The sequence below is a fragment of the Haladaptatus sp. HS23 genome (assembly GCF_056892285.1).
In genome coordinates this window covers 15,078-29,411 of sequence record NZ_JBXGLH010000011.1, presented here as the reverse complement: position 1 = coordinate 29,411, position 14,334 = coordinate 15,078, and the positions used below count along the sequence as shown (strand labels likewise).

Genomic DNA, 14,334 nt, shown 5'->3' with positions numbered 1-14,334 from the left:
AGTAATCCTAGCTCTGAAAATGCGCCAGTAGCGATTCGACTCGTGGATCGTCACGATAGCGGATTGTTTCACTCCGTTTGTCGAACTCGATGAGTCCGATATCAGCAAGTTTCGGAAGATGATGGTGGAAGAGCGTGATTTCAATCTCGTCGAGAGAATCCACCTTGTTGCCATGCTCTCGCGCTGCGATATCATCAACCAGTTCTTGTATCGCCGCACTGTCGGACGATGCGTTGGATAGATAGGCGAGCACGCAACGTCTCCGTCGGTTAGTGAGGGCCGCGAAGAAATGATCAGGGATGTCGTGAAATAAGATGTTCTGGTGGTCGGTCTGTTCCTCCTGGGATGATGGGCCTGCATCGTCGTTTTCAGTGGGAAAGTCAGTCATTATCCGCTAGCTTAACCTGATTATACAAAACTACTGGGGCAACTCAGAGAAAGCGATTGGCGTGTTCTCACGGGCATCACGAAAGCCATGTACACAGATTGGCTTGGTATTCCCGACAAGTTCGGTGTTGATATCGATGTTTGTTCCATCGTACGATTCCGAGGTCATCGAATTGATCGACGGAATAAGGACGGTCGCTGTTGTACTTGTAGAAACTCGAAGATTTTCTCGAGGTTGTGATTGCGAATCCTCGATCGACGTCACAAAATGGCTGACGACACACGGTTCTAATTGAGACATCTAGTTCCGTTGGGTTCATCTTTTATGCTCTATCCGAACTGTAAGCGACATTCGAGATTGTGACTCAAATGGTCGGCATCTATGTTATAACGGGGACAATGAAAGAGACGGATACTTATTAGTGGGGCTCGCAAGAACAGAACGGTTATGTCACTCTCTGCTGCGGTACGGCAGTGGTTAGTCGACGAAGATCGTATTTACGAATGTCGCAACTGTGGGGCGACGCTGACGGCCACCGAGCAAGCGTGTTCTGCCTGTGGGTCGACCGAAATCGTCGAATTCGATGTTTCCTGATTTCCCAGCTACGTACTTGGATTAGTTATCACGAGCTTTCAACCACTGATCGAGGAGGTCACGTATTGCTGCATCACGATTCTCCCGATGGTGAGCAAATGCAATGTCATCAATTTGCTCGAGTTCCTCGGCTGTGAATTCGAGAGTGACCGAGTCCATATCGAGGAAATCCTGATCCATTAAGGAACGCCTCGAATGCCAGCCACAAGTATATTCGTCAGACGTTCGTTTAGATTACGAACACATATCAGATGCGACCATGGACGGTTGCGGCTCTCGAACTGCTACAAACACCACTGACACACTGTCCCGAAAATGTGTGGCTAGAGGGCGTAGGACGGAAATTATACCGATGAAAATCGGTTATTGCTTCTCTATTTAGCAATCATTCATGATTCGGACCAGAGCGGATGAAATTATCCGAAGTGTTATAGTGATCCTCGCTCTTCATTCTCTTCACCAAATAGTGTTACGCCAACGCATACCACCATGACTCACCAACCCGATTACGAGAAAACTGCCGAAGAGTTTGCAGCGCATCTTAGCGCTGAAACCACTTTCTTTCGTGACCTCGTCGAACACGCACTCGATGGGTTTCTCACCCTCGACTCGAACGGAACTATCGTATTCTCAAATAACGCGGCTGAACGCCTCTTCGGGTGGTCTGACGACGATCTCGTTGGCCATTCGATACTGAAATTATTTCCGGACCGACACCGGGAAGCCTATCATGAATCGTTCTCTCGACGCGTTCATGAGGATACGCGGGAGGTAGATCATGAGTACGTTGAACGAGTCGGGTTGCACAAGGACGGGTCCGAGCTGCCCTTAGCGTTCTCATTTTATGAGCACGAGCACGATGGGCAGCGACTTTTCACGACAATTATCCGTGACATCTCGGAGCGAAAACAGCGAGAAAAAGAAATCGAGAATACCAAAGAAAAGTACGCAAAACTCGTTGAAACCGCTCCTGATGCGATTTTTATCGTGGACACTGACACTGGGACGATCGAGGACGTGAATCAGGCTGCCGTCTCGCTCATGGGCAAACCACCGCATGAGCTCTGTGGGATGCATCAGTCGGAGCTCCATCCTCCTGAACAGGCCGACCAATATACCGCAAACTTCCAAGAGCATGTCGAGCGCGGTGGCGTCCGCGGTGATTCAACGGGTGTAATTCGACACGATATGGACCAGCACGTCGTCCACGACGATGGCTCTCGCGTTCCCGTCGAAGTTAGCTCCGGCGTCACTGAATTGGACGGGAAAACAGTCATACAGGGGATTTTCCGGGATATCTCTCAACGACAAGAATGGGAAGAAGAGCTGCGACAGGAACAAGACCTTACCGAACGAATTCTCGAAACGAGTCCGATTGCAATCGGCGTCTTCACACCAGACAGGCGACTCGTCCGGGCGAACGAACAAGTCGAAGAGATTCTTGGGGTTTCAGTCGATCAGTTGACGAGTCTTTCTACCTTAGATGAAGTGTTTACTCTGTGTGATGCCGAGAATCGATCCATCGATCCGAACAACGGTTTAATGGCAGAAGTCATCGAGACTGGGTCCGCAGTGTATGATTATGAAGCTATTCTTGAGCGAGCAGACGGAGAGCGGTGTTGGATTTCGTTAAATGCTGCTCCGCTCTGGTCGCCAGATGGTGAACTCGAATATCTTGTATTGGTTGGCGAGGATATCTCCGAACGAAAAGAACGCAAAAACGCTATCGAACAGCAGCACGATCGCCTCGAAACACTGAATCGAATCAACCGACTCATCCGTGAGGTCAATCAAACGCTCGTTCGAACGACAACGCGGGACGAGATCGAGACCAGTGTTTGTGAACGGCTTGCTGCGTCCGATCTCTACCAGGACGCGTTCATCGGTGAACGGTCGTTACCGAGTGGCGGAATCGAGGCCCGCACCGGTGCAAACCTCGATTCGAACTACTTCGACCTCCTTGCCGAAACGGATTCGACCGAGACGAGCACCGGCGGTGCTGCCGAAGCAATGCGGACCCAAGAACCGCAACTAATCACATCGATCGAATCTGATTCCCGATTTCCGGATTCATTGCGAGACGAAGCACTTGCACGTGGTTATTGCTCGGTGCTGTGTATCCCGCTCGTCTATGGTGAGACCACGTATGGTGTGTTGGTCGTCCATGCATCCCGATCTGACGCATTCAGTGAGCGAGAACAAGTCGTCTTCGAAGAGCTAGGCGAGACGATTGGCTACGCGATCCATGCCGCGGAGAGCAAAAAACTACTCCATACGGATAGCCACTATGAACTCACATTCGACCTCACCGAAACGACAGCGTTCTTTGTCACTGCATCTGCTGACTTACAGTGCTCGATCACCCTCGAAGATCTCGTGCCCTCAACGAACAAAGAACTGCTCTACTATATCTCGCTAGAGAGTGCCCCAGTCGATTCGTTTCTCGAACTGGCACGCCACCAATCGATTGTTAAAAAGGCTCGCTGTATCAGTACAGAGTCGGAGTCCAGTTTGCTTGAAATCGTGTTTGTAGGCGCATCGACATCTCCACAAGTTCTCATCGAACGGGGTGCCCGCATCAAACACGCGAAGGTGACTGAGGGGAGGGGATCGATCATTGCTGAAGCCCCTGCCGATGCTGATATCCGTGCGCTTACGGATGCTGTGCAGTCGGTTTATCCGGATGCTCGCCTCACGGCGAAACAGGAGGTAAAGCGTTCTCTCCCACCGCTCAGAAGGCAGCATGCACGTTTCAGAGACCAGTTGACTGACCGCCAGCAGGCGTCCTTGACCGCGGCATATAATGCAGGCTTCTTCGAGTGGCCGCGTGAAAGTACTGGCGAAGAGGTTGCAGATTCACTCGGGGTTTCGGCACCCACGTTCCATCAGCATCTCAGAGCAAGCGAACGCAAGCTGTTGGCAGTGTTCTTCGGAGAAGCAGAACCACTGGACTAGCATCGTTCCTAACTGTTTAGGATAGCTGCTTTTTGAGAGTGATACACAATCAGGATCCATGAGTACGCCGCAATCGACAAGTACGAGAAATCTTTCCAAAGAGCAGGTGGTAGACCTGTTGTGGCATGAACAGCGTCGTGCGATCGTTACGTATTTCGATCAGAAGACGACTGATCGCGCCAGCTTTGACGACCTCGTTGAATATATCGTTTCTTCGGACTCGAAGAGAGGAGCAACGTCAACTGAGTACCGTGAGCGGGTTAGAATCGGGTTGCTCCACAACCACTTGCCGAGATTAGCGGATGCTGGTGTGCTTGAATACGATCAGCGGAGTGAAACGGTACGCTATTGGGGTGATTCTCGACTCGAAACCCTCCTCAAGGCTGCTCCCAGCGATGAATACCCACTGTGACTCTTTTTCCACTCGACTGAAAGCTAGTTCAGGTGAGAGAACATCCGTTCTACAGTAGGTCGTAAGTTGCACTCATGAGGTCTGTTTGTGAGTCACACAGGCGCTGTACCTCTTCGAGTTCCGAGGCGTTGTACGTCCGGTGGAGTTGTGGGATGTAGTTCTTGAACGCGATCCGGGGAAAACGTTCGATTCCGCTCGGGGATTTCATCGCTTTTTTGTTGGAATCCCTTCACCACGTTCGAGTCCGGCAGCGACCACGTCACGAGCGGTCGGGTCACTGGCTGATTCGCATCGAAAATGGGGGGTTAGTATTTATCGGCCGAACTCGTCGGAAAACAGCCAATATGACTTAGTAAAACCCTCCGAATCAAGAATTACGTGGTTAAGATGAAAGAAATAGCGAATAAAATAGACGAAGTCCGTACTGAACGAGAACAGAACGACAACGAATCGTCCAGTGGACGACGATTGATACCCGATGGTGGCCAAGAGATGGAAGAGGGGGAGGAGGAGACGGGCGACGAAGCGGAGGAGGAATCGTCAGAAAACGAGACCAATGAGCAGTCCGATGATTCGCAGGAAGAGACAGAAGGAGAAGAGTCGGAGGAATCGCAGGAAGAAGGAGAAGGAGAAGAATCGGAGGAATCACAGGAAGAGACAGAAGGAGATCAAGAAGAATCGGAGGAGTACGGATATCGGGACGAGGGGGAGACGACGGTGTTGTATCTCGACCTCGAAGGGTTGTTTCTCGACGTGCTCGGTCTCGAAGTCGACCTCAACGAAGTTGAATTGGACGTCTCGGCAGTAACCGGTCCCGGTCGGCTGTTGGGAAACCTGCTTTCCGGGGTCGGAAACCTGCTCGGCGGTGGCGCAGGTGGCTTGCTGGAGAACCTGTTCTCCGGAAGCCTCTTCGAGGGTCTGCTCGGGGACTCGGATGAGGAGTCCACCGACGCCGATTCCGATTCGGACTCCAGCGCCATCTCCTCGGCAATGGATTCCGCCCGCGATTCGATAAGCGATGCGTTGGCGGACATCCCGCTCGACGAGCTGTTGACGTCGGTCCTCAAGGAACTCATCGACCAGATGTTCGGTGACGAGTCCTCGGAGGAATCCGAGAACGAGTCCGAAGCATGAGCGACGGCGCTCCGTCACTCGACCTCGGAGAGGCCATCCGGGGCATCGATCTCGATGCAGTGTTCGCGGACACGCCGCTCGAAGGGGAATTTGACGACGAGACGTCGGCGGAGTCGTTCGGTGGGACCATCGGACGCCTCGTCGGTCGAACCCTCGGCGGGTGGCTTGGCGGCATGCTCGGCGGATTGCTACTGGATTCCCTGCTCGATACGCCGTCCGATGCCGAATCAAACGGGAACGACGACGGGGAGAATGAAGAAGGAGAAGACGCCGATAGCGAAACAAGCGAGGAAGGAACCACCGATGGCGATACCGAAGACGACGGAGGTGAGGATTCATGAGTGACACATCCGATCCGAAGGAGGCGATTAAGGAGGAACTGACCGAGCAGGTCGACGTCGGTTCACTAGTGACCGGCGAAAGCGTCGGCGATCAAGTGGACGGTGAATCGCTCGGACGGTCGTTCGGCGAATCGCTCGGCGCACTCGCGGGACGAAAACTCGGCCGTCTCGCGGTCGGTCAGTTGCTCTCCAAACTGCCGTTTCGGGACGATGGCGATGGCAACCCATCGCTCCTTCGTCGTATCACTAGCACGTTCGTCGTGGTGCTCGGGAGAACGCTGAGCCAACCGCAGTTCCGCGATCCCATCGAAGAAACGCTCCGTGAGTATGTCGAGAAACGGGAAGCGGCGGAGACGCTCGACGATGCAAAAGAAACTGCGGAGGAGGCCGCCGAAAAAGCCTCAGAAACGGTCGGCGAAGGCGCGGACGAAGCGAGCGATAGCGCCGATAATGGGGACGGGACGGCGGAGGAGAAGACTGGTGCCCCGTCAACCGACGACCTCAATCCCGACGACGTACAAGCAATCCGGGAAGAGACGTACCGGGATCTGCTCGAAACGATGGAGTATTCGGAGCTTCAATCTATCGCGAAGGAAGTCGACGTGAAAGCCAATCTAGGGCGAGACGAGATGGTCGATGCCATCGTCGAGCAGTTCAACGACGAATCGGAGTCGGTCGACGACGAGGGAGGAGAGGAGTCTGATGCGGAATAGAACGTACAGTGACCGGCGACACCGGACCACGAACGCCTACTGAAACGATGAAGAACGACGAATCAAACCTCGAAGAACTCCTCGACGACGGGATGAGGCGAATCAGAACAGCGCTCGACGCGAGCGAGAACGGCGAGTTGCCGGACGAGGAGGCTGAATCCGTTCGCGAAAGCGCCGACGCCGTCGCAGAGAGAGTGACCGATGCATCGCTTGGCGAACTGCTCACGGCCTCCGGATTCGAAGACGATTCCGACGACGTTGCTCCAGCGGACCTACCGATGCTGATGCAGGATGCCGACCCGGACGCCATGCTCGACCTCCGGCATATATTGGAGTTGACGGACCTTTCGGAGACGTGGTCGGACCTCGATGCTGAAGAGCGTCTCGACCGACTCGAACGCATCGGTGGGGATACGACGGACGATAGCCGTAGAAGCGTGCGCGACCTACTGTCGGGGGTGTTATCGGGGGGAGAATCCGACGAATCGACGGCGGACAACGAAAAAGGCGAAGGGCCAGAAGACGAGGAAGAGGGAGACGACGAGAAAAGAGACTCCTCGACTCTCGAGGAGTTTCGGTCACAGGTTGCCGATCTCAAGAAAAGCAACGACGAATCGGGTGAACAGGCGGAAGGAGCGGACGAGAAGGAAACCGAAGACCACTCCGACGAGGGAAGCGAAAGCGGAGGTCGGAGTCGAAGACGTGCGACGAGCAGACACTCAACGATGCCGTCCTCCCGATCGGACATGGGAAGTCGGAAGCGACACTCGACGGTGCGCGGCAAGGACTGAATCCAACCGTAAGCTTTCGGAAGCGTAAATCGGAAACATACAAATCGACGCGGATTTGCTTGCTGTTGGCGTCGAGAGCCGCATCAGGTGGGCGATGGTGGTGACGAACCAATACAACGAGATGTCGTGTCACTGGGGGTGTGGAGGTACTCGAGAACAGGCATAGGCGCGTCGGGCTGATTGGCGCAGTGGTAGGTGGCTTGCTGCAGTTTGTCCTGTGCGGTTGTGGTGATGTTGGGGCCGTCAAAACGAGCTGTGGTGCAGCGTGTTAATGGGTTCGTTGCGATTGTGACACCTTTGATGGCTCCCCGTGTTGGAACTGTGTACGAACGGACCGCAAAATTCTACCGAACTAACTCTTTCCCCTCCCCTTTTTATCTCTTAATATGACATCGAACCTCAGAACTACAATTGTTGTATTATATTACAATCTAATTATGCTGATGGATGCTCTGCCGATGAATCACTAACTGGATGCGAATGTATCTCGTAGATCCGCCGCAATCGCTTCAAGTGCGTCTGATGCAGCGTCAATGTCATCGACTAAATTAATGAAGCCATGAATTTGACGCTCGTATTCATGATGCATAACTGGAACTCCAGAAGTTTCTAGTCGTTCAGCGTATGCTACGCCTTCATCGTGGAGCGGATCAAACCCACATGTAAGGACCGTTGCAGATGGTAACTCAGTAAAGTCGTCGGCAAGCAGTGGTGCTGCATACTCGTTACGAGCGTCGGTGAAGTGGGAAAGATATTGATTGTAGTACCACTGTATACTCTCGCGTTCGAGAAAGTAGCCTTGGGCATTTTCCTCGTAGCTGTCAAACGAGTGAACAAGTGGGGACGCGACAGCCGGATAAATGAGCACCTGGTGGTCGAGTTCTAGTCCAGTATTTGAATTTCCAGAAATACCACTGAACTCGGCACTGGCGTCCCGTGCGAGTAATGTCACAGCTGCAGCGAGTTGCCCCCCAGCGCTATCACCTCCGACTGCGATATGATCGGTATCGACGCCGATTTCTGCACCGTGGTTCATAACCCACTCTGCGGCTGCGTAGGCATCCTCAACCGCAGCTGGGAATGGTGATTCGGGAGCTCGCCGGTAATCGACCGAAATGACGACGCACTCGGCACTATTGCAAAGTATCCGACAGACATTATCATGCGTGTCGAGTGACCCACGCACCCATCCCCCACCGTGATAATACAGGAGTACTGGATGCGGACTGTCGCTATCGGGGACGTAGACTCGTAGTGGTATATCTGACACAGGGCCAGGTATACTGAACTCGCTAATCGCTCCGACCGGTTCTATTTCTTCCGCAATAAAGAACTCTTCGAGGGATGTGCGCCCGCTTTCAACAGAGAGTCCAGGTGTAGACGGGAGGACGCTTTCATCGACGCGTTCGAGGACAGCTTTTGCTTGTGGGTCAAGTTCTACCATATTGTAGGTATCTGTGCTCATGCTACAAATCATCTCTTACGCTCGTATTCGTCAGCATTTCATTCGTCATGTAGTGTTTAAGCGGGATTGCGTTCGTTCCATTGCGTGATTCGGATGCTGGTACCTTGACGAAGTACTTCGGGAAGGTAGCTGGAGAGGATGAGTACAAGTATCGGGGCAGCGAGTGCCCTCAACGGAGTTCGCCGTCGTATATCGATGCGGCGCAGAAAGCGTTGATTCGAGCAGCGGTTGCGTATCGCGATCCAGAAGCGGTTTGTGAGGAATTGCGGTCGTGGGTTGATCGGCTCGAGCGTGGGACAGTTGGCGAGTGAGGAGTCAAACGGGTATGATGTCGGGTTCTATCGGGAGTTGTCGGTTCTTCTAACGAACCACAAATCACGGCTTCGCTGAAAACTCCCAATCGATAACCGATTTCGGCGGTCGTGCTATGCAGTTTTTCAGGATGGCGAGTTACGGGATTTCTACCCTCATCGTGATAGTGAGACAATCCATACGGTTCATACGGCCTCTATCGTCTCGAAACAAAGGATACTCGAAAAGGAACGCAATAGTTATTCTTGCTGTGATTGCCCGCTGGCGGCCTCACCTATTTTTCATTTGTCTGGTGTCTCACTTGCAAGACTGAGTAGAACGGCAGCTATATCGGTTGCTTACAATCTAGAAAGAAAATCGTCAACCTCCGAATTGAACGCTCTAGAATTGTCCATATTCACTAAATGGCCCGCGTCAGGGATCTCGATATGAGAACTCTTTCGTATATTCTTCATGATTTGGACGTTTTGCTTGCGGACTGTATGATGCTCGTGATCGCTAGTAATCACTAGTGTTGGATTAGTTATTTGAATATCGTTTCGCAAATCACAATTGTACATTGCATCAAATATCTTTACAAATTCGTCGGTGCGTATTCGATCAACATCTTGTAGCACGTAATTTCGAGTGTCTCGTTCGAGTGATATCCACCGGTGTCCCTGTGAAAGTTGGAAGAATGGGAATGAAAGTCTAAAGTACAATTGTGGTCCCAACCCATAGAGCATAAGGTGCCGCTGTATCTTTGGAAGCAGCAATTCTTTTTGGGCGTGTGTTAGAGAGAGCGGTGGGAACGATTGAACTGTATTCGCGAGAATAATCCCCGAGACATCGTTCGCATATCGGCTTGCATATTTTTGTGCGATCATGCCGCCAAGCGAGAGTCCACAAAGAACAGGCCTTTCGACGGAAAGGTTGGTGAGCAGGCGTCGTAGATCCTCGGCAAAAAGATCGATCGAATAGGTTGATTTGGGTGAGCCACCAGTTTGACCATGACCACGAATATCGTACGTAATAACGCGATAGTCGCCCTCAAATCGTTCAATCTGGTTTCTCCACATCTTTTCGCTTAACCAACCACCGTGGATGAATACGAGTGGAGGACCCGTGCCGCGTTCCGTATAGTTAGTCGTTAAGTTCTCTGTTTCCATTAGCTGAATTTTCCGATTTTTGACCGGTTGTAATTGTCTTCCTCATCGATAGTAGAACCAAGGGTATGAGATACCAGTGGAGGTACCCCATTTAATGATGGTCTCGACCACCTGAAGCGGTAGGTATGCGCCAATGGCTTAGTATCACCTTGATTCCTGTTCCGTCTCTGGGAGGTCATCGATGAGGACCGTCGATTTTCCTTTGATAATCTCCTGGTCATCTTCGTTGTATACGAATGTGGAAAGTGAATATCGGTTGTCGTCGAGAATATCGATCACCTCGACGACTGCTGTTAGTGTTTCACCGGGTTCAACTGGTCTGAGGAATTCGAGGTCTTGAGAGAGATAAATCGTTAGACCGGGTAGCCGTGCCAATGCCGCGCTGATCAATCCCGAGACAAGCGTTCCATGGACAATTCGTCCACCAAACCGGGTCTGCATCGCAAATTCATCGTCCAAGTGGAGCGGATTCGTATCCCCACTAGCTCTTGCAAATGCACCGATATCTGTGTCGGTGAGAGTCTTCGTAAACTCGACGGTGTCTCCAAGAGTGATGTTGTCCGGTTCTTCGACTGAGCGCTCGAAAGACCAATCGGGTTGTTTGCTTCGGTTAGGTTCGTCACCAACACTGTTTTCGCCGGTTGAGAAACCAAAGGCAGCGAGTGAAGCCCGATTTACCTCGACGAAACTATTTAACACGTGCCCGGAAGCTTCCAGCCATGATTTAGTGATACTTCGAGTGGGGTCGAGCGCGGATTCGTTTTTGCTCATGATAAGCTAGTATCCGAACTAAAGAGTACGTAGTGGAGCATATTATTAGTAATTTCGGCATTTACAACGTGACTGCTTGATGAAGGTAGGGAAATCGGGGTATGAACACCGATGCAGAAGAACCACTGGAAACCATTCGATGGTATTCTTCACCACTGAGTGTCTTTCAGGGGTAGACTTTTACAGTAGGACCTCGAACTTCTGATCGAAGATGACGAATCAGGACGATCGGACCATGTGGCCACCCGCACTGTTTGCAAACCAATTGCAACAGGCGAGTGAGGATGTAGCAGAGCAGCAAGTAGACATGTGGAAGCAGGTGGTATCCGGAAACGCTGGTGCGAAAGATGATGAGCTCTCGAAGATCAAATCTCTCGGGAGTGAAACCGCGATTTTCAAAACTCGCGTCCAGAGTGGCGGACGAATTAGTATTCCGGATGCCGAGAGAGAAGCGCTCGATATCGCTGAAGGAGACATCGTCCAGACAATCGTCATCCCCATGAAAAATCAATCAGAGGAAACCCATGAATAACAACCCATTTGCCCCGATGTTCGAACTGCAGCGTCAGTCGATAGAACAAGGTCAGAGGATGATCGAACAATCTATCGAAGTCCAGAATGAGATGAGCAAATCCTTTGTCAAGGCGGTTGAGAGTCAAAAATCGGCTCAGGAGAAAGGTGTTGATGCCTGGAAATCGGCCACCGAGACGTCCCTCAACGTAGCGGATGCGACGACACCAACGGACTCGTCGGCATTCATCAACATGCAAGAAACGGTAGGCAATCAGTTCGACGCGTTGAGCGACATCCACTCCGAAGTCTGGGAGTCAACCGAACGCAATATCGAGACCGGTACGGAAGTCTCGGAAGACATGAACGAAATATTCCTTTCGTTCGTTAATGATTCCGTTGAGATGGCTATGCAGACAAACGAACAGTTCGAAGAACAGTCCGAGACTGTCGTCGATGCGACTGAATTCGAGACGCAGTAGTACCGTAACAACATTTTAGCCAACTCACCACATAATAACCATCCATGACAAACGCATCTGAGAATTGGAACGAGTATATGGGAGAGATGAACGAAGCGTTCCTCGAATCGCTTGAGCGAAACGTCGAGGCACAAACCGCCTTCGTCGACTCTTGGATGAATGCATTCGAGAGCCCAGAATCAGACGAAATAACAGAAGACGGAATGAAAGGGTACGTCGGTGCGTATGAAGCGTGGATGAATGCTGCTCAAAAACAGTTCGAGCGAATCAATGACGCACTCGAGGGCGAAGAGGTCCCCATCGATGAGTTCCGTGATATATGGCTGAAGGCGGCCAACGACGCATTCAAGGAAGTAACGACTACATCGGCATTTTCCACGATGTCTGGTGAATCCGTCGAGAACTCGATGGCATACAAGCAGACTGTCGACGAAGCCACCGAACAGACACTCAGCACCTTTGGCCTTCCGACAGAAAGTGATATCGAGGAAGTCGGAGAGCGCTTGCTCGAATTGGAACGCCGCCAACACGGAATCGAACAGAAATTGGATCGAATCCTCGAAGAGATTAAGAGTGAATGAACCCATTTACACTCATCTCCGACATGCAGCGTCAGCAGTGGGAACAAGCAGCCGACATCATGGAACGTGGCACTGCTCTCCCGGAACAAACCGAACGGATGATGGATGTCGAAGTCGGTCAGACCCCGTGCGAGGAGGTGTACTCGGAGAACAAACTCACCCTTAATCACTACGAACCAACGACGGACGAGCAACACGACGTTCCAATCCTCATCGTTTATGCGTTGATCAATAGACCGTACATCCTAGACTTACAACCGGATCGTAGCGTAGTCAAAACGCTGCTCGACGAAGGATTCGATGTGTATATGATCGATTGGGGCGAGCCATCGAAACTCGATGCCCACCTCACACTTCAGGACTATGTGGACCGATACATCGACAATTGCGTTGATGTCGTCCGCGAACGCTCAGGTGAGGATGCAATCAATATTCTTGGCTACTGCATGGGTGGGACCATGAGCGCGATGTATGCGTCTTTACACCCTGAAAAAGTTAGAAATCTTGGATTGATGGCTGCCGGACTATGCTTCGATGGAGAAGGGGGTGTTCTCGAACAGTGGGGGAATGAAGAGTATTATTCTCCACAGGCAATCACGGAGACGGTTGGGAACGTCCCTTCGGAATTCCTCGATGTCGGATTTGCGCTCATGGATCCCGTCGATAACTTCGTCACGAAGTACGTCCGCTTGTTCGATAACATCGAAAACGACGAGATGGTCGAAAATTTCGCTCGGATGGAAAAGTGGATCGGTGATGGGATCGACGTCGCCGGGGAAACGTATTGTCAATTTATAGAAGACATCTATCAAGATAACAAATTGGCGGAGAATGAACTCCATTTGGGAGACGAGCATATCGACTTGAACAACATCGATATGCCAGTTCTGCAGATCGTCGGGGAGTACGATCATCTAATTCCTCCAGAGGCCAGCAAGCCGTTCAATGATGTGATCGCGAGTGACGATACCTCAATCATTGAATCCCCGACAGGACATATCGGCTTGTCCGTTTCATCTAACTCTCATACAAAACTGTGGCCCGAAGTGAGTGAGTGGTACGCGGAGCGGTCGGTAAATCGGGCGAATCTCGAGGACGTTCCCGGAATCGGTTCGGCATTTGCTGAACGGTTACGGGATGCCGATATCGATAGCCCGACGACGCTCGCTAACGCCGATGTAAATCGTCTTGCAGAAGAAACTGACATTTCCGAAACAACCGTGCGCAAGTGGGTCGATGAGGCGGCTCAAGTAGAGGCGTCCAAGTAATCCTGCCTCGGAAAGTCGATTGAAACTCTATCGGATTTCAGACTCAAACGGTGAAAACAGGAATCTCCGAGGATCTGATTACTCGTTCTGTGGTGCTTCCAACGTGGGTCGATCCCTGTGCTGAGATACCGTGTTTTCCCATCACGATCAAGTCGATACCATTCCCATTCGCGTACTTTACGATTTCCTCGTGCGGAACTCCTCTGAGACATTCAGCTGTCGTTTCCAAGTCCCCCTTATTGGCTTTCGAAACGACCTGTTCGAGTAACTCTTTTCCGTTCGTTTCGATTTGTTCGAGAAATAGTTCTTCACTACTCCTGGCTGGTGTCTCTCCATAGATACCTTCATCGACGACAAATAGTGTGTGAAGCTTCGAATCATATTTTTCGGACAGGTCGATCGCGTGTTCCACTCCCCGTTTTGCTCCTTTGCTTCCATCTGTCGGCACGAGTATGCTTTCGTACATCGC

17 protein-coding genes are annotated in these 14,334 nt (G+C 51.6%); 10 read left to right on the top strand and 7 right to left on the bottom strand.

Annotated features, from left to right (window positions below):
• Window positions 1-7: 7 nt before the first annotated feature.
• Together AC1XDK_RS23385 and AC1XDK_RS23380 are read right to left on the bottom strand one after the other, a co-directional pair.
• The gene (locus AC1XDK_RS23385) at window positions 8-388 is read right to left on the bottom strand and encodes a DUF7344 domain-containing protein (protein WP_483352434.1); all 381 of its coding nucleotides are present in this window, start codon (window positions 386-388) and stop codon (window positions 8-10) included.
• Window positions 389-1,003: 615 nt separating this feature from the next.
• Window positions 1,004-1,162 (bottom strand): ribbon-helix-helix protein, CopG family, encoded by a 159-nt coding sequence (locus AC1XDK_RS23380; protein ID WP_483352433.1) that lies wholly within the window; start codon window positions 1,160-1,162, stop codon window positions 1,004-1,006.
• A gap of 309 nt (window positions 1,163-1,471) precedes the next feature.
• Here AC1XDK_RS23380 and AC1XDK_RS23375 point away from each other — a divergent pair, with 309 nt between their 5' ends.
• Window positions 1,472-3,937, top strand: coding sequence for a PAS domain S-box protein (locus AC1XDK_RS23375; RefSeq protein WP_483352432.1), 2,466 nt, complete (start codon window positions 1,472-1,474; stop codon window positions 3,935-3,937).
• Window positions 3,938-3,995: 58 nt separating this feature from the next.
• Window positions 3,996-4,349: a DUF7344 domain-containing protein gene (locus AC1XDK_RS23370; RefSeq protein ID WP_483352431.1), complete on the top strand. Its 354-nt coding sequence runs from the start codon at window positions 3,996-3,998 to the stop codon at window positions 4,347-4,349.
• Between the two features lie 49 nt (window positions 4,350-4,398).
• On the opposite strand, the gene AC1XDK_RS23365 is transcribed toward AC1XDK_RS23370, so the two are convergent.
• On the bottom strand, window positions 4,399-4,557 hold the full coding sequence (locus AC1XDK_RS23365; protein ID WP_483352430.1) for a hypothetical protein: 159 nt from the start codon (window positions 4,555-4,557) through the stop codon (window positions 4,399-4,401).
• A gap of 284 nt (window positions 4,558-4,841) precedes the next feature.
• On the opposite strand from AC1XDK_RS23365, the gene AC1XDK_RS23360 reads away from it, so the two are divergent.
• From AC1XDK_RS23360 to AC1XDK_RS23345, 4 genes are read left to right on the top strand one after another with little or no spacing between them, the layout of a single operon-like run.
• Window positions 4,842-5,483, top strand: a complete 642-nt coding sequence (locus AC1XDK_RS23360) for a hypothetical protein (protein ID WP_483352429.1) — start codon at window positions 4,842-4,844, stop codon at window positions 5,481-5,483.
• Window positions 5,480-5,824 (top strand): hypothetical protein, encoded by a 345-nt coding sequence (locus tag AC1XDK_RS23355; RefSeq protein WP_483352428.1) that lies wholly within the window; start codon window positions 5,480-5,482, stop codon window positions 5,822-5,824. The genes AC1XDK_RS23360 and AC1XDK_RS23355 overlap by 4 nt, the downstream gene beginning before the upstream one ends.
• On the top strand, window positions 5,821-6,537 hold the full coding sequence (locus AC1XDK_RS23350) for a hypothetical protein (RefSeq protein ID WP_483352427.1): 717 nt from the start codon (window positions 5,821-5,823) through the stop codon (window positions 6,535-6,537). The genes AC1XDK_RS23355 and AC1XDK_RS23350 overlap by 4 nt, the downstream gene beginning before the upstream one ends.
• Window positions 6,538-6,584: 47 nt before the next feature.
• Window positions 6,585-7,328, top strand: a complete 744-nt coding sequence (locus AC1XDK_RS23345; protein ID WP_483352426.1) for a hypothetical protein — start codon at window positions 6,585-6,587, stop codon at window positions 7,326-7,328.
• A 466-nt stretch (window positions 7,329-7,794) separates the two neighbouring features.
• On the opposite strand, the gene AC1XDK_RS23340 is transcribed toward AC1XDK_RS23345, so the two are convergent.
• The 3 genes from AC1XDK_RS23340 to AC1XDK_RS23330 all read right to left on the bottom strand — a co-directional run bounded on the left by AC1XDK_RS23340 (window position 7,795) and on the right by AC1XDK_RS23330 (window position 11,024).
• A complete protein-coding gene (locus tag AC1XDK_RS23340) occupies window positions 7,795-8,793 on the bottom strand; it encodes an alpha/beta hydrolase (protein WP_483352425.1) in 999 nt (332 codons plus the stop codon).
• Window positions 8,794-9,443: 650 nt separating this feature from the next.
• The gene (locus tag AC1XDK_RS23335) at window positions 9,444-10,253 is read right to left on the bottom strand and encodes an alpha/beta fold hydrolase (RefSeq protein ID WP_483352424.1); all 810 of its coding nucleotides are present in this window, start codon (window positions 10,251-10,253) and stop codon (window positions 9,444-9,446) included.
• A 144-nt stretch (window positions 10,254-10,397) separates the two neighbouring features.
• Window positions 10,398-11,024 (bottom strand): MaoC family dehydratase, encoded by a 627-nt coding sequence (locus AC1XDK_RS23330; RefSeq protein WP_483352422.1) that lies wholly within the window; start codon window positions 11,022-11,024, stop codon window positions 10,398-10,400.
• Between the two features lie 211 nt (window positions 11,025-11,235).
• Between AC1XDK_RS23330 and AC1XDK_RS23325 the strand changes: the two genes are divergently transcribed.
• The 4 genes from AC1XDK_RS23325 to phaC are packed head-to-tail and all read left to right on the top strand — an operon-like array spanning window position 11,236 to window position 13,865.
• Complete coding sequence (locus tag AC1XDK_RS23325; RefSeq protein ID WP_483352421.1) at window positions 11,236-11,556, top strand: AbrB/MazE/SpoVT family DNA-binding domain-containing protein; 321 nt, start codon at window positions 11,236-11,238, stop codon at window positions 11,554-11,556.
• Window positions 11,549-12,016 (top strand): hypothetical protein, encoded by a 468-nt coding sequence (locus AC1XDK_RS23320; protein WP_483352420.1) that lies wholly within the window; start codon window positions 11,549-11,551, stop codon window positions 12,014-12,016. Before AC1XDK_RS23325 ends, AC1XDK_RS23320 begins: the two co-directional genes overlap by 8 nt.
• Before the next feature lie 44 nt (window positions 12,017-12,060).
• Complete coding sequence (locus tag AC1XDK_RS23315) at window positions 12,061-12,597, top strand: poly(R)-hydroxyalkanoic acid synthase subunit PhaE (protein ID WP_483352418.1); 537 nt, start codon at window positions 12,061-12,063, stop codon at window positions 12,595-12,597.
• A complete protein-coding gene (gene phaC / locus AC1XDK_RS23310) occupies window positions 12,594-13,865 on the top strand; it encodes a class III poly(R)-hydroxyalkanoic acid synthase subunit PhaC (protein WP_483352417.1) in 1,272 nt (423 codons plus the stop codon). Before AC1XDK_RS23315 ends, phaC begins: the two co-directional genes overlap by 4 nt.
• 43 nt (window positions 13,866-13,908) lie before the next feature.
• Here phaC and AC1XDK_RS23305 read toward each other — a convergent pair whose 3' ends face one another.
• Window positions 13,909-14,331, bottom strand: a complete 423-nt coding sequence (locus tag AC1XDK_RS23305; protein WP_483352415.1) for a universal stress protein — start codon at window positions 14,329-14,331, stop codon at window positions 13,909-13,911.
• Between the last annotated feature and the right edge of the window lie 3 nt (window positions 14,332-14,334).